Origin of the sequence: Xylanibacter brevis ATCC 19188, from assembly GCF_000621725.1 — a bacterium.
GTDB classification, from domain to species: Bacteria; Bacteroidota; Bacteroidia; order Bacteroidales; family Bacteroidaceae; genus Prevotella; species Prevotella brevis.
The window spans coordinates 13297-28957 of record NZ_JHXM01000001.1 but is presented as its reverse complement, the minus strand read 5'-3'; the positions used below and the strand labels follow the sequence as shown (position 1 = coordinate 28957).

Below are 15661 nucleotides of genomic sequence, written 5' to 3'. Positions count from 1 at the left end.
CTCAAAAAACGAAGAGACCATGTTAGAATTCAGTAAATCAAACGAGATACTCGACTTCGGAATCCCCGAAGAGCGTCATAGCATTATTAAAGTCATCGGCGTTGGCGGTGGCGGTGGCAATGCTGTTAATCACATGTATAGGGAAGGTATTCACGATGTGACCTTCGTGGTATGTAACACCGATAATCAGGCCCTCAACGACTCGCCTGTACCCGTGAAGTTGCAGTTGGGTAGCGAGGGTCTTGGTGCCGGCAACCGTCCTGCAAAGGCTCGTGCAGCTGCCGAGGAAAGCATCGATCAGATCCGTCAGATGCTGAGCGACGGCACTCGCATGACCTTTATCACCGCTGGTATGGGTGGTGGTACCGGTACTGGTGCTGCACCTGTCATCGCTCGTGTGTCTAAGGAGATGGGCATCCTGACCGTAGGTATTGTCACCATTCCTTTCCGCTTCGAAGGTAATAAGAAGATCGACCAGGCACTGGATGGCGTGGAAGAGATGCATAAGCACGTTGATGCTCTGTTGGTTATCAACAACGAACGTCTGCGTGAGATCTATCCTGACCTGTCGTTCCTCGACGCCTTTGGTAAGGCCGACGACACTCTGTCGGTGGCTGCCAAGTCTATTGCCGAGATTATCACCCTGCATGGTACGATGAACCTCGACTTCAACGATGTGAAGACCGTGCTGCAGGATGGTGGCGTGGCTATCATGTCAACGGGTTATGGCGAAGGCGAGGATCGTGTGAAGAAGGCTATCGAGGATGCGCTGAACTCACCGCTGCTTAACGACAACGATATTTTCAACTCTAAGAAGATTCTGCTTAATATCTCGTTCAGTCACCAGAAGGACTCGAAGGACAACTTCATGATGGAGGAGATGAACTATGTGCATGAGTTCATGGACAAGTTTGGCGACTTCGAAATCAAGTGGGGTGTGGCTATCGATCCCGATCTGGGCAAGAAGGTGAAGGTGACCATCCTGGCCACGGGCTTCGGTGTGCAGAATGTGGACGGCATGGAAGAGCGCATGCTGAAGCAGCAGACGCGCGAAGAGGCCAACCGCATTGCCGAAGAGCAGGAGCGTGCTGCCAAGCGTGAGGAGCGTCGTGGACTCTACTATAGCGAAAGCGACAACCAGAAGATTCGCAAGCGCCGTCCTAATATTTATATTTTCGGTCCCGAAGACCTTGACAATGACGATGTAATCTCGGCTGTAGAGTCGACACCTACATACAAACGTACTCGCGAAGTGCTGGCCAGCATTGGCAATCCAGCACCTGCGCAAACACCCGAAACGCCCAATCAGGTGGATTTCCAGCAGGGCGTCATTAGTTTTGTTTAAGCCGTAGTGCTGTTTTATTTCGCGTCCAGGCTGCTGAGCATCTGTTTAGTGGCCTGGCTTTTTTTTTGCTTTTGCGGGGGAAAGGTAATGGTTTTAGGACGTAAAAGTAGCTCTTTTGCATTGCTAAACGGGCAGAATAAGGTGACTGTTTGGACTGTATAGAAAAGGAGATGCCCTATTTAAAGAGTTCGCGGAGTATGGGGAGACAACGAAGTTCGGGGAATGACGGGAGGTGAATGCGATAGTAGAGCAGGAGATGGTCCAGCAGTTGGTTGCGATCCTCGTGCGACATTTGGAACAGATGCATCGTGCCCAGGTCCATGCGCATCATCGTACGAATGAGGCGGGCTTCCTGTGGCAGCAAGATGTCGCGATGCACTGGGGGCTGTTTGCAGAACACCGCAGCACGAAGGTCGAAGTAGTCGCCATCGTTATAGTCGCTGATGTTTGGGTAGAAACCCAGAAAACGCGTGAGGTGCATCAGAAATACCAGGTGGAAGTTGGCGTAGTCCTTTTGGCAACTGTCCAGCCATTCGATGCCCGAACGGATATAGTCGAACAGCGGCTCGTTCTGTTGCTCGTCTCGCAAAGCATGCGACAAGAACTCGCTGGTGAACAGGCTGATGGCCATCTTGGAGGGATCTCCGTGAAGAGAGGGTAGGGGCATCAGGAAGTTCACCTCCTTCAACCTTTGTAATTGCTCGTTAGGACGTATCTCGCTCTCGATGTTTAACAGGGATAGCGGCTGAAAATGCTGCTTTTTCATCTTCCCATGCGCCGTCTTGGGCAGCCGTATGAAGAACGACATTCGCCCTGCCTGGCGCGTGAACATATCCACGATAAGTTTCTGGTCGCCATACCTAACTGTATGAAGCACAATAGCCTGCGTTTTTGTAAACATTGGGGCAAAATTAGAAAAAAAACGAGAGAAAAATGCATTTTTATTGAAGAAAATTTGGTGGAACCAGAAAAAAGCAGTAATTTTGCACCCGCTTAAAAGGCGTCTGGTCCCTTCGTCTATCGGTTAGGACGAGAGATTTTCATTCTCTAAAGAGGAGTTCGACTCTCCTAGGGACTACAAAGAAAAAGGTTAAATCCGTCATCTGCACAGTGATGTGCTACTGGTGAAAGCTAGGAAGGGGTGGCGGAGGATTTTTTTTAGTTAAGGGATTGGTCAGTAACACACCGTTATGAACCGAGAACAGACAACTAATCAAATCCGCCCAGGGCTGCTTTAGCGGCGTAAGACCCATAAGCTTTAATAACAATTAAATTTTAATTTAAAAAATGGCAAACCACAAATCATCGGTGAAGAGAATTCGCCAGGACAAGAAAAAGGCACTGCACAACAAGTACTATGCCAAGACCATGCGTAACGCAGTTCGCAAGCTGCGCGCTATGACTAACAAGGATGAGGCTGTTGCTCTCTTCCCCAAAGTTCAGAAGATGCTGGATAAGCTGGCAAAGACTCACGTTATTCACAAGAACAAGGCTTCAAACCTGAAGTCAAGCCTCGCTCTCCACGTGAACAAGCTCTAAGAGAAACAATAATAGAGTATTCGATACAGTCCGCATAGACAATTTTGTTTATGCGGATTTTTTTGTTTTTTTAAGTCTAAAATATTATATATTTTATTCGCTTAAGTCACTTTTTTTATGTAATTTTGCACCCTATAAAGCTTTTTTGAAATATGTCAGAAGAATTACAGCAAGAACAGCAAAATTATTCCGCAAGTAATATTCAAGTGCTTGAGGGATTGGAGGCCGTGCGCAAGCGTCCTGCTATGTATATCGGCGATATCAGCGAGAAGGGTCTTCACCATTTGGTGAACGAGACCGTCGATAACTCTATCGACGAGGCCATGGCTGGTTATTGTACTCATATCGAAGTAACTATTAACGAAGATAACTCTATCACCGTCCAGGATAATGGACGTGGTATCCCAGTTGACGAGCACGAGAAGATGCATAAGTCTGCCCTCGAAGTGGTAATGACCGTGCTTCACGCTGGTGGTAAGTTTGACAAAGGCTCTTATAAGGTGTCTGGTGGTTTGCACGGTGTTGGTGTAAGCTGCGTAAACGCCCTTTCTACCCATATGAAGTCGCAGGTATTCCGCAATGGTCATATCTACCAGCAGGAATACGAGAAGGGAAAGCCCCTCTACGACGTGAAGATCGTAGGAGATACGGATAAGACCGGTACACGCCAGCAGTTCTGGCCCGATGGTTCTATCTTCACCACCACAGAATACAAGTACGACATCATCGCAAAGCGTATGCGCGAGCTGGCTTATCTGAATGCCGGTATCACCATCACGCTGACCGACCTGCGTCCCGACGAGGAAGGCAAGCTGCGCGAGCCCGAGGTGTTCCATGCCAAGGAAGGCTTGAAGGAGTTTGTTCGCTACGTCGATCGTCACCGCACCTCTATCATTGGCGATCCTATCTGTTTGAAGACCGAGAAGGATGGTGTGCCCATCGAGGTGGCTTTGCTCTACAACAGCGACTATTCTGAGAATATCCACTCATACGTCAACAATATCAACACCATCGAGGGTGGTACCCACCTCACTGGTTTCCGTATTGCGTTGGCCCGTGCGCTGAAGAAGTACGCCGACGATGACGACCAGCTGCGCAAGCAGATTGAGAAGGCCAAGATCGAGGTAGCACAAGACGACTTCCGCGAGGGTCTCACTGCCATTGTCTCTGTGAAGGTTGCCGAGCCTCAGTTCGAGGGACAGACCAAGACCAAGCTGGGTAATAGCGAGGTGAACGGTGCTGTACAGAAGGCAGTGGGCGAGGCTATGAACAACTACCTCGAGGAGCATCCTAAGGAGGCCCACACCATCTGTGAGAAGGTCATCCTGGCTGCTACAGCCCGTATCGCCGCTCGTAAGGCTCGTGAGAGCGTACAGCGCAAGAATCCTATGAGTGGTGGCGGTCTGCCTGGTAAGTTGGCCGACTGCTCAAACAAGGATCCTAAGACCTGCGAGATCTTCCTCGTCGAGGGTGACTCGGCCGGTGGTTCTGCCAAGCAGGGTCGCGACCGTCACTTCCAGGCCATCCTGCCTCTCCGCGGTAAGATCCTGAACGTAGAGAAAGTGCAGTGGCACCGCGTGTTCGAGGCCGAGTCTGTGATGAACATCATCCAGAGTATCGGTGTTCGCTTCGGTGTTGATGGCGAGGATTCAAAGGATGCCAATATCGACAAGCTGCGTTACGACAAGATTATCATCATGACCGATGCCGACGTCGATGGTTCTCACATCGACACGCTGATCATGACCCTCTTCTATCGTTTCATGCCTCAGGTGATCCAGGGTGGACACCTCTACATCGCTACACCTCCCCTCTACAAGTGTACTTACAAGAAGTTCTCTGAGTACTGCTACACCGAGCAGCAGCGTCAGGCCTTCATCGATAAGTATGTGGCAGGTGACGAGAACAGTTCAGCCCTGCACACCCAGCGCTACAAAGGTCTTGGTGAGATGAACCCCGAGCAGTTGTGGGAGACCACCATGAACCCCGAGAACCGCTTGCTGAAGCAGGTGACTATCGAGAATGCTGCCGAGGCCGACGAGATATTCTCTATGTTGATGGGCGATGACGTAGAGCCTCGTCGTGAGTTCATTGAGAAGAATGCCACCTATGCTAACATCGACGCATAATTAGAAAAAGCTATTATATGAAAAAGGACTGGTTTCATCGCCGAAACCAGTCCTTTTCTTGTTTTATTGAAGTTGAGGCGGCGGATCTGCTTAGTCCGCTCAGTCCTCTTGTCTCACTCGTATGTCTTTACTTCGCGCTTACCCTTCAGCACGGCGTAGGCGTTTTGTGCCAGCGCCTCCAGTTCGTCTTCGCCTGGGAAACAATACACGGGCGCCAGAAACTCGATGCGTTCGCGTATGCCGCTGATGATATATTCCGAGCGTGCCATACCGCCCGTCAGCAGGATGGCGTCTATCTTGCCGCAGAGCACAGCGCTCAGTCCTGCTATGTTCTTGGCGATATGATAGATCATCGCATTCAGTATCAGTTCAGCATGCTTGTCGCCATTGGCTATGCGCTCTTGAATCTCCACCACGTTGTTGGTGCCCAGATGTGCGTTCAGTCCGGCCTTTCCTGCAATCCGTTTCAACAACTGCTTCTCGGTGTATTTCCCACTGAAGCAAAGGCGTATCAGGTCGGCCGCAGGCAGACTGCCGGCACGTTCCGGTGAGAAGGGACCTTCGCCGTCGAGGGCGTTGTTGCAGTCCACAGCTCGCCCGTGGTCGTGTGCTGCCACCGAGATACCGCCACCCAGGTGACAGATAATCAGGTTCAGGTCCTCGTAGCGTTTGCCTATCTCGTTGGCAAAGCGGCGTGCGATGGCCCGCTGGTTCAGGGCGTGCCAGATGCAGATGCGGTTCATCAGTGGCGAACCACTGATGCGCGCATAGTCGTTCAGCTCGTCCACTACGCCGGGGTCGGCTATAAACGAGCGGCATCCAGGTATCTCCTTTGCTATGTCGTGCGCTATCAGGCAGCCCAAGTTACAGGCGTGGTTGTGCATGGCGATGCCGTTGTGCGTGTCGTCCAGCATCCGTTGGTTGATCTCATAGACGCCGCCGGCCAGAGGTTTTACCAGTCCGCCGCGACCTATCACCGCGTCAAACTTCAGTGGCACGTTGATACGTTTCAGTTCGTCCAGAATCAGTTGTTTCCGGTAGTCCATCTGTTCGATGACGTCGTCAAAGCCCGCTAGGTCCTCGTTCGAGTGCTGGATGCTACGCAGCACCATGGGTTTCTCGTCTTCGAATACCGCCATCTTTGTTGATGTCGATCCCGGATTAATGGCTAATATCAGCATATCTTTATCTTTTCTTTATTTTGTTATTTCCTAAAAACTTCTCCTTTTAACTTCCTTCATATCCTCCCTTCAACCCTCAACTACACCGAAGCAAACGCCAGCGAGTAGTATTTCGACGTGCCGTTGTCGCCCCGCGAGGGCAATACCACGGGCACGATAGGTCCGCGCAGGATACCTGCTGTCGTGGCTTCGCAGAACAGCGTGATGGTCTTATAGAACACGTTGCCCGCCTGTATGTCGGGGAATATCAGTGCGTCGGCTTGACCGTCCAGTGGCGACTCGATGCCCTTTTTATGCAGGGCAGCCGGTGATAGCGACGTCTTCAGGTCCAGTGGTCCGTCTATGACGCATGCCCCAAACGCCCCTTCGTTAGCTTTCGCTATTAGTTCCTTATATTCCACCGTGAAAGGAAACGTCCTCTCGTTCACCTTCTCCGAGCAGTTGATCAGTGCCACTTGTGGCGTCTCGATGCCCATGCGTCGGCACGTGTCCAGCACATAGCGCAGTTGCGCCTCGCGTTGTACCTTGTTGGGGTAGGGTATCACCGCTGCATCCGTGAAGTATATCAGTCGGCGGTGTCCCGGCACCTGAGCGCAGGTGATATGCGTCAGCACCTGTCCTTTCGGCAGGATGCCGTTCTCTTTGTTCAGCACCGCGTGCAGCAGCGTGTCCGTGTTCAGAAATCCCTTCATCAGCACGTCGGCCTGTCCGTCTCTCACCAGTTCCACCGCTTTCAGAGCAGCCTCCTCCGGCGTGGCTGCATCCACCAGTTTGGCGTGTTCACCGTATGATTCCACCAGCTTCGCCACACCCTCGTGGCATCCCACGAGCAGTGCCTCGATAAAACCCTCGTCCACAGCTCTCGTTACGGCTGTCAGTGTTGATACATCGTTTGGACAAACCACTGCCACCCTTTTTCTCTGGCGGCGTTCTACAAGATGTTCTACCAGTTCGTCAAAACTGTTAATGGTCTTCATATTATTATCTATAAGGTTAGAGCTATCACATCGCTGTAAGATAGCTTTTCAGTGGCAAATATACAAAAAAAATAATTACGATTGCACATTTCACCCGAAAAAGTGCAATTACGGCCATTGTTTCCTGTTAAAATTTGGTGGTCTCATTATTTTGCAGTACTTTTGCACTAAAGAAATTATTACTTATTAGGGATTATGCAGATTAACAGTCATCTATCTGTTCTCGTGCACGATGTGGCAGCTAAGTACGGCGACCGCGAGGCACTTATTTACAAAAACTTTGGTGGAAAGACATGGAAGTCATGTTCCTGGAATCAGTTCTCTGACGTTGTCAAGCAGGTGTCGAATGCCATGCTCAGCTTGGGTATTGGCGTACAGGAGAACATCGGCGTGTTCTCACAGAACTCCGTTCAGTATCTCTTCACCGACTTTGGTGCCTGGGGCATCCGTGCCGTCACCATCCCCTTCTATGCTACCAGTTCTGAACAGCAAATCCAGTTCATGATCAACGATGCCAAGATTCGTTACATCTTCGTTGGCGAGAAGGATCAGTACGAGAAGACCCGTCGTGTCTTTGCTACCTGTAAGACCCTCGAGCGCATCATTGTTTTCGACCCCTCTATAGAGTTGCCTGAAAACGATTCCACCGTGATGTCGTTTACCGACTTCCTGCGTCTGGGCGAGGGATTGCCCCATCAGGCCGCTGTCGAGCAGTTGCAGCGTGAGGCCACCATGGATGATATTGCTAACATCCTCTACACCAGTGGCACCACAGGCGATTCCAAGGGCGTTATCCTCACCATGGGTCAGTATAATGCAGCCATGATTGCCAACCACAAGTGTGTGCCCGTCACCGATGCCGACCGTGTGCTCAACTTCCTTCCCTTCACCCATATCTTCGAGAAAGGCTGGAAGATCCTCTGCATCACCGTTGGTGCCCGTCTGATCGTCAACACCTATCCCCAGGAGGTTCAGAAGACCATGCGCGAGACCCATCCCACCTGTATGTCCAGCGTGCCCCGTTTCTGGGAAAAGGTTTATCAGGGCGTACAGGAGAAGATCGAGAGCAGCGGTGCCGTTCAGCGCACCCTCTTCAAGCATGCCCTTGCCGTAGGTAAGAAGCATAACATCACCTATCTCGCCGCTGGCAAGCAGCCACCTTTGGCTCTGCGCCTCGAGTACGAGATGCTCAACAAGACCGTTTTCTCGCTCGTTCGCAAGGAGTTGGGTCTTGAGAATGCTCATTTCTTCCCCACAGCCGGTGCTGCCGTGTCTGCTCATGTCGAAGAATTTGTCCATTCCATCGGTCTGAACATGGTGGTTGGCTACGGTCTCACCGAGAGTCTTGCCACCGTTTCTTGCGATCATCTTGGTCAGCCCTTTCACGTCGGTTCAGTGGGTCATCCCATCGATAGCATCGACATCAAGATTAGCAGCGAGGGCGAGATCCTGTTGAAGGGTCCCACCATCACCCGTGGCTACTACAACCGCGACGACATCACCCGCGAGTCGTTCACCGAGGATGGTTACTTCCGCACCGGTGACTCTGGTTATATCCAGGATGGCGAGCTGTTCCTGAAAGATCGTATCAAGGACCTCTTCAAGACCTCTAACGGCAAGTACATCGCGCCTCAGATGATCGAGTCGAAGTTGCTCGTTGATAAGTATATCGACCAGATTGCCATCATTGCCGATCAGCGCAAGTTCGTGTCAGCCCTCATCATCCCCGAGTATAAGTTGCTCGAAGACTATGCCCGTGCCCACAACATCGCCTTCGCCAATCGTGAAGACCTGTGCCGCAACCAGCAGATCTATCAGATGATGATGGAGCGCATCGACACCCTGCAGCAGCAGTTGGCCCACTACGAGCAGGTGAAGCGATTCACCCTGTTGCCTCACGGATTCTCCATGGAGCGCGGCGAGCTCACCAACACCTTGAAGATCAAGCGCCGCGTGCTCAACGAGAACTACAAGAAGGAAATCGACGCCATGTACGCAGAGTAGTGTCAACGATGGTCGCCCGTTCGTCCTGTTCCCGCCTTCTCGGACTTCTGCTATTTGCAGTGCTGACGCTGTCAGCCAGTAGTCAGGAGCAGCATTTCTATACGTTGAACCGGCAGAACGGCCTCAGTGACAACTGTGTCCTTCAGCTCCTTCAGCTCCACGACGGCCGAATGGTGACCATCACGCCGCGTACCATAGATATCTACGATGGCCAGCGCTTCAGTTCGCTCACCATCGACACCGCACAATGGGTGGCCCTTCCTGCTTATCAGGGGGCTACCCATCTTTTTGCCGACGCCCATGACTGTCTTTGGATGAAGCAGCATGAGCGTCTTTATTGTTTCCATCTGCCCACCATGCGGCAGATTATCCCTGCCGACTGGCACCATGATGACGACTTCTTCATCGATGAAGCAGGCGACACCTGGCTGTTGAAGGGGCGCATGCTTAGAAATGCAGCAGGCACCCGCCGCCTGCAGTTGCCCCCGCAAGCCGGCCTTTTGCAGGATGTCGTATCCGTAGGCGACACCGTCTATACCTTTTTCGACACCGGTCAGCTAGTTGCCTTCACGGGTCGTGCTCGTCAGCTGTTCAGCTCTCAGGCCTATCCCACTGAGGCTGTATCCCGCTATCAGTGGACCTCGCTGGTGGTGCCAGGTGCCGGTTGTCTCTATCAGTTGCGCACTGGTGCCGGCGGTTCGGTGCTGCTTGAGTTCGACCGACACCACCGTCAGTGGCGCACCATCCTCAGCAGTGATCGCACCCTTCACACCCTCACGCTCACACCCTCCGGCATTCTCTACCTCACGGCTCCCTCTGGCTATTGGCGCATCAATCCCCAGACCTCCGAACAGACCTTCTTCAGTCAGCTCTGTTTGCCCGATGGAACCGTGCTTTCTACCGGTGTCAACACCGTCTGTCTCGACCGTGAAGGCGGCATGTGGCTGGGCACTTACGACAGTGGCATCCTCTACACCTCGCCCCTGTCGGGCTTGTTCGACACCAAGCCCATCGACATCGAGGTCCATCCCATCCTCACCACCATCTATCTCCATGGTCAGCCTCTGCTGCCAGGCCACAGCTACGACGGGCAAGAACTGCTCACCGTGACACCTCCCTATGTCGATGAACTCCATTTCTCCCATAGTCAGAACTCGCTAGCTTTCCAGTTCTCCACCATGAACTATGTGCGCCCTCGCAGTACCGTCTATCGCTATCGCTTCTCGGGCGACGAACAAGGCTGGCATACCATTTCTGCCGATTCCATCGGTCATTTCGTCGATGACAAAGGCGTGTTCTATCTGCCCCTGATGAGCTTGTCGCCCGGTGACTATACTTTAGAGGTGATGGCCTCTACCAATCCCAACAACTGGAACCAGCGCGATGTCCGCACCATCCATTTCACCATCGACTACCCCTGGTGGCAGTCGCCTCTAGCCTTTGTGCTCTATGTGGTGGCGCTGGCGCTGGTGATAGGCGCCTCCTTCCTGTTCTACCGTCGCCGGATGCAGCGTCAGAACCGCGAGCAGCTTCTGTTACTGCGCATCCAGAACCTGGTGGAGCAGGTCAACCAATATGAGCACTCCGCTGCTATGGTGATGCTCAGTGAGCCCGCTTCCGAGCAGGAAGCCAGTGCCGAGCCTGAGCCCACACCCCAGGAGAAGGAGTTTATGTCGCGAGCCACCGCCCTGGTCGAACAGCACATTGCCGACCCCAATTACCATGTGGAGCAGTTGGCTGCCGACCTCTGCATGGAGCGCACCGGACTTTACAAGAAGCTCACCGCGCTGATCCAGCAGTCGCCCGTAGCCTTTATCCGCAGCATCCGCCTGCGTCGTGCCGCCGCCCTCCTTCGCGAGGGCAACATGTCCGTAGCCGAGATTGCCGAGTATGCCGGTTTCTCCTCTCCCGGCTATTTCAGCAAGTGCTTCCAAAAAGAATTTGGATGCAAACCCTCCGAATATTAAAAAAAAGGAAACCCTCACCTCTCATCTCTCACCTCTCATCTTGCGGCGCAGCCGCACCCCTCTCATCTTGCGGCAACGCCGCACATCTTTCTTCATTTCTTCACTTCAAATCAACATTTGTTGACCGAGTATTCCATCGTTTCATAGTAATTTTGCAGCGGTTTAAAGGAAAAACAATCAAATTTTTACCAGCTATGAAACTTAACAATTTACTATTAACATTGTCGGTCGTCCTTATCGGACAGTCCACAATCGCAGCGCAATCAGCTTATCAGTTTGTGCCTGCCGATTATGTGTCGACCGACAACAATCGTGCGCCTCAGAGCGCTTTTTCTTATGATGAGCAGTCGTTCACCGTTCATGCTTCAGGCCAGAATAATGTGGCCTTCAAGATGGGCGGTGACTGCGACGGCAAGTATTTCATCACACCAGCCGAACATTGGTTTGTGGTCAGTGGGCGCCAGTTGAAGACCGGCACCGCCGATGCTTACCTGTGGTGGCTCAACGGCACCAACCACGGTTCGCAGGTGGCCCCCGACCACGTGTGCACCACTGCCGATGAGCGCACCGTGTTTGTGTGGAACCTGCGCAATGGCAATCCGCTGTTCTCATGGTTTGATGTCAACCGCGAGCGCATGGTGCTCAACAGTAATGGCACAGGCTTCATCCTTGCCATGGGCCTCACCGCTACAGGAAGCGATGGTACGGTGACCGATGTCGATTACTATAGCGACATGGCTGTGGTCACTGCCTATCCCGAGCTGATGCAGGTGCTGGGCATCACCCACGAGTCTTTGGCCCAGCAGATGCGCCAGCAACTCACGGATGCCATCACTGCTGCCAACGAGCTGTTGACAAGCCGTCCTGCCGATGAAACCGTGAAAAATCACCTCCGCGATGCTATCACTGCTGCCCAGCAGATCTGCGACGGCATTACTACCAGCAACTATGCTACCGTCGGTGAAGACGTAGCCACCCTGCAGCAGGCCATGGAGCAGTATCGCGCCAACAGTCGTCAGGTGTCTTGTCAGTTCACCGCTGATGGTATGCTGGCCCGTTGGGACGACATGTCCATCCGCGTTCGTTTCATGAACGACAGCATCGTGCGCATCACCAAGTTTGTAGGCGAAGAGACGCGCGTAGAGCCCAGCCTCGTTGTGAAGTCGGCTGCTGCCAATGTAGCCTTCACCCACTCAGAAGCCGATGGAACCGTCACTTTATCCACTTCTAAGGTCCGTCTGACCTATCATCTCGGCGATGCCGTTGTCACCGTCTATCGTGCCACCGGCGAACAGCTCTATACCGAGCTTGCTGCCAACATCACCGCTCAGGCCGACGGTCCCAATGATGCCTGTCTGCTGAAGCAAACCTTCCGCCTGGCCGACGACGAACAGATCTATGGTCTCGGACAGTTGCAGAACGGTCGTCTCTCGATGCGCGGTCTCAGCACCACCATGATACAAGACAACCGCAGCATCCATATACCTTATATATATTCTTCTAAGCGTTACGCCCTCTATTGGGACAACTATTCTCCCACTACGTTCACCGACGATGCCGCTGGTACCATGTTCAGCTCCACCGGTCAGGCCATCGACTACTACGTCCTCGTGGGTTCCACTTCCGACGAAGTACTTCACGCTTGGCGCCAGATGACCGGCAGCACCCAGCTGCCTCCACTGTGGAACTTCGGTCTTTATCAGAGTAAGCAGCGCTACCAGAGCACCCAGGAAGTCATTGACGTGGTGAAGAAATACCGCGAGCTGCGTGTGCCCCTCGATTGCGTGGTGCAAGACTGGCAGTACTGGGGCGATGACAACCACTGGAACGCCATGGAGTTCCTCAACCCCAAGTATAGCGACTATCAGCGCATGATCGACGAGGTGCACGGCATGAATGCCAAGCTCATGATCAGTGTATGGGCCAACTTCGGTCCCGCCACCCGTCAGTATCAGGAGTACCAGCAGGCCGGTCGCCTCATTCCCATCCAGAGCTATCCCACCACTGTGGCCACCCGTCCCTACGATGTCTATGATGCCGCCACCCGCGATAGCTATTGGAACTACCTCTCTCAGGGCATTATGAGCAAGGGTGTCGATGCCCTTTGGCTCGACTCTTCTGAACCCGACGACTTCAGTAATAAAGGTACCGACTACGACTATGTGACTGGTCTCAGTGGTCGCACCTTCCGTTCGCTGCGTAATGCCTTCCCCCTCTGCCATGTAGAAGGCGTCTATGACCATCACCTGGCCGACCCCACGCTCAGTGACAAGCGCGTTAGCATTCTCACCCGTTCGGCCTTTGCCGGCATGCAGCGCACCGGTGCCTTCATCTGGAGTGCCGACATCACCTCCAGTTGGCAGACGCTGGCCGCCCAGATTCCTGCCGCCTGCAACTTCTCCGTGTCTGGCTTGCCCTATTGGAACAGCGACACCGGCGCATTCTTCACTGGCAGCTACGGTGGTGTGGGCGACCCCGCATGGCGCACGCTCTACGACCGTTGGACGCAGTTCTCGTGCTTCTGCCCGATGATGCGCTTCCATGGCGACAACACCCCCCGCGAGATCTGGCAGTTTGGCGCTCAGGACGATGCCCAGGGCGACTACAACAATATCCTCCGCTACATCCGTCTGCGCTATCGCCTGTTGCCCTATCTCTACAGCACCGCCCATCAAGTGGTGAAAAACGATGATACCTTCATGCGCGGCATGGCGCTGGCCTATGAAGACGATGCCCAGTGTGTAGGTCTGGTCGATCAGTATATGTTCGGTCGCAGCTTCCTCGTGGCGCCCATCGTCACCGATGGTGCTGCCGGTCGCAACGTCTATCTGCCGCAGTTCCCCACCGCCACTGCCGACCGCGGTCTGTGGTACGACTTCTGGACGGGTGCTACCCATGCAGGTGGTAAGACCCTGTTCCGCACGGCTCCACAAGACATTCTGCCCCTCTACATCCCAGCGGGCACCATTCTGCCTTTCGGTCCTGAGGTGCAGTACAGCAACGAGAAATCATGGGACGACCTCGAAATTCGCATCTATGCCGGTGCCGACGGTCGCTTCACCCTCTATGAAGACGAGCTCGATGGCTATGGTTATAAGCAGGGCGCCTGCAGCGAGATACCCTTTGTGTGGGACGAGGCCGCGCAGACCCTCACCATCGGTGCCCGTCAGGGTGAGTTCCCCGGCATGTTGAAGCAGCGCACCTTCCGTCTGGTTCGCGTGTCGTCTCAGAAAGGCTTTGGCGACCAGCCCGCTGCTACCTACGATCAGGAGGTGAGCTACGACGGTCAGCAACTCGTTGTCAGCCTGAAAGACACTGTCGAGACCGAGACCATCCCCGAGGATGTGACCAGTCTGATTGTGAATCCCAGCTTCGAGGCCGATGGTAAGACCCTGAACATGGTGGCACCACAGGGCTGGACCGTCAGCAGCGAGACCACCTGGTGGGGCGTGAACACAGGCGGTGGCAACGGCGATCCCCAGGCCACCGACGGCAGCTATATCTTCGGTGTGTGGGATGGTACCGCCACCAAGACCCCCACTGTCAGTCAGACGCTGACCACCCTGCCCAAGGGCAACTACACGCTGACGGTAGATATGCAGGTTAGCAACCGCTCTAACGAGACCGTACGCCTGGGCTTGCAGCACGTGTTTGCCGGTAGTCAGAAAGGCTACTTTGCCCGTCAGCTCAGCACCGCTGGCTGTGGTGATGTCTATCCCATGCAGACCATCTCGGTGGATTTCGAACAGCCCGAAGACGGTCTGCCCGTCACCATCGGCGTCTCTACCGAGGGTGCGCCTGCCGAGACCTGGTTCAAGATAGACAACTTCCGCCTCTATCGTCGTCCCGGCACCCCGTCGGCCAGTGGCATAGAGGTGGCCCACCAGAAGCCCATCTGCTCTACCGACCAGTCTCTCTATGGTCTGAACGGACAAAAACTGCCGGTTTCATCGCGTCATCGCATCGTCGTGAGCCAGCAGAAGAAGTACCTCCTGAAATGACCGCATCGCCTTTAAGTCAACAACTTGAAGATACCGATATAGCAAAAAAGCGGGCGAATTGTTTGGCAGTTCGCCCGCTTCTTTATACCTTTGCAGTAAACTTTTCGAATAGACGAAAGCAGACATGAATAATAACAATACTGACCCCACCCCCTGCCCCTCCCCTACAAGGGAGGGGAGAACCGCGGAGGAAGCCGCCTCTCTCTCCTACAAGGGAGGGGAGAACCGCAGAGGAAGCCGCCTCTCTCTCCTACAAGGGAGGGGAGAACCGCAGAGGAAGCCGCCTCTCTCCCCTTGAAGGGAGGAAAGAACCGCAGAGGAAGCCGCCTCTCTCCCCTTGAAGGGAGGGGAGAACCGCAGAGGAAGCCGCCTCTCTCCCCTTGAAGGGAGGGAAGAACCGCAGAGGAAGCCGCCTCTCTCCCCTCCCTTGTAGGGGAGGGGCAGGGGGTGGGGTTAGTAACCTTAGTTATATAGAAGTATGATTACACAAGACCAATTGAAAGATGTGCTCGATCGTG

9 protein-coding genes and 1 tRNA gene are annotated in these 15661 nt (G+C 53.7%); 7 read left to right on the top strand and 3 right to left on the bottom strand.

Features of this window, described 5'->3' with window-relative positions:
- Positions 1-19: 19 nt before the first annotated feature.
- Positions 20-1345: a cell division protein FtsZ gene (gene ftsZ / locus T433_RS0100085; protein ID WP_027450667.1), complete on the top strand. Its 1326-nt coding sequence runs from the start codon at positions 20-22 to the stop codon at positions 1343-1345.
- Positions 1346-1520: 175 nt separating this feature from the next.
- Here ftsZ and recO read toward each other — a convergent pair whose 3' ends face one another.
- Entirely contained in the window at positions 1521-2246 is a 726-nt protein-coding gene (gene recO / locus T433_RS0100080; protein WP_027454372.1) for a DNA repair protein RecO, read from the bottom strand.
- Between the two features lie 105 nt (positions 2247-2351).
- Between recO and T433_RS16355 the strand changes: the two genes are divergently transcribed.
- The 3 genes from T433_RS16355 to gyrB all read left to right on the top strand — a co-directional run bounded on the left by T433_RS16355 (position 2352) and on the right by gyrB (position 5013).
- A tRNA-Glu gene (locus T433_RS16355) sits at positions 2352-2423 on the top strand.
- Between the two features lie 209 nt (positions 2424-2632).
- On the top strand, positions 2633-2884 hold the full coding sequence (gene rpsT, locus T433_RS0100075) for a 30S ribosomal protein S20 (protein ID WP_027450665.1): 252 nt from the start codon (positions 2633-2635) through the stop codon (positions 2882-2884).
- A gap of 152 nt (positions 2885-3036) precedes the next feature.
- Positions 3037-5013 (top strand): DNA topoisomerase (ATP-hydrolyzing) subunit B, encoded by a 1977-nt coding sequence (gene gyrB, locus T433_RS0100070; protein WP_027454371.1) that lies wholly within the window; start codon positions 3037-3039, stop codon positions 5011-5013.
- Between the two features lie 113 nt (positions 5014-5126).
- Here gyrB and buk read toward each other — a convergent pair whose 3' ends face one another.
- Both buk and T433_RS0100060 read right to left on the bottom strand, forming a co-directional pair.
- Complete coding sequence (gene buk, locus T433_RS0100065; RefSeq protein ID WP_027450663.1) at positions 5127-6194, bottom strand: butyrate kinase; 1068 nt, start codon at positions 6192-6194, stop codon at positions 5127-5129.
- Positions 6195-6274: 80 nt separating this feature from the next.
- Positions 6275-7171 (bottom strand): phosphate acyltransferase, encoded by an 897-nt coding sequence (locus tag T433_RS0100060; protein ID WP_027450662.1) that lies wholly within the window; start codon positions 7169-7171, stop codon positions 6275-6277.
- A 195-nt stretch (positions 7172-7366) separates the two neighbouring features.
- Here T433_RS0100060 and T433_RS0100055 point away from each other — a divergent pair, with 195 nt between their 5' ends.
- From T433_RS0100055 to T433_RS15685, 3 genes are all read left to right on the top strand, one after another.
- Positions 7367-9175 carry an AMP-dependent synthetase/ligase gene (locus T433_RS0100055; RefSeq protein WP_027454370.1) on the top strand — a complete coding sequence of 603 codons (1809 nt, stop codon included), beginning with the start codon at positions 7367-7369 and terminating at the stop codon, positions 9173-9175.
- Positions 9176-9183: 8 nt separating this feature from the next.
- Positions 9184-11142 carry a helix-turn-helix domain-containing protein gene (locus T433_RS14155; protein ID WP_081778269.1) on the top strand — a complete coding sequence of 653 codons (1959 nt, stop codon included), beginning with the start codon at positions 9184-9186 and terminating at the stop codon, positions 11140-11142.
- A gap of 194 nt (positions 11143-11336) precedes the next feature.
- Complete coding sequence (locus T433_RS15685; protein WP_162164147.1) at positions 11337-15143, top strand: glycoside hydrolase family 31 protein; 3807 nt, start codon at positions 11337-11339, stop codon at positions 15141-15143.
- Positions 15144-15661 lie beyond the last annotated feature (518 nt).

What these genes read in the sequence shown, in the direction of transcription:
- ftsZ (WP_027450667.1), top strand. Translation starts at nt 20, where the DNA reads ATGTTAGAATTCAGTAAATCAAACGAGATACTCGACTTCGGAATCCCC.
- recO (WP_027454372.1), bottom strand. Translation starts at nt 2,246, where the DNA reads ATGTTTACAAAAACGCAGGCTATTGTGCTTCATACAGTTAGGTATGGC.
- rpsT (WP_027450665.1), top strand. Translation starts at nt 2,633, where the DNA reads ATGGCAAACCACAAATCATCGGTGAAGAGAATTCGCCAGGACAAGAAA.
- gyrB (WP_027454371.1), top strand. Translation starts at nt 3,037, where the DNA reads ATGTCAGAAGAATTACAGCAAGAACAGCAAAATTATTCCGCAAGTAAT.
- buk (WP_027450663.1), bottom strand. Translation starts at nt 6,194, where the DNA reads ATGCTGATATTAGCCATTAATCCGGGATCGACATCAACAAAGATGGCG.
- T433_RS0100060 (WP_027450662.1), bottom strand. Translation starts at nt 7,171, where the DNA reads ATGAAGACCATTAACAGTTTTGACGAACTGGTAGAACATCTTGTAGAA.
- T433_RS0100055 (WP_027454370.1), top strand. Translation starts at nt 7,367, where the DNA reads ATGCAGATTAACAGTCATCTATCTGTTCTCGTGCACGATGTGGCAGCT.
- T433_RS14155 (WP_081778269.1), top strand. Translation starts at nt 9,184, where the DNA reads ATGGTCGCCCGTTCGTCCTGTTCCCGCCTTCTCGGACTTCTGCTATTT.
- T433_RS15685 (WP_162164147.1), top strand. Translation starts at nt 11,337, where the DNA reads ATGAAACTTAACAATTTACTATTAACATTGTCGGTCGTCCTTATCGGA.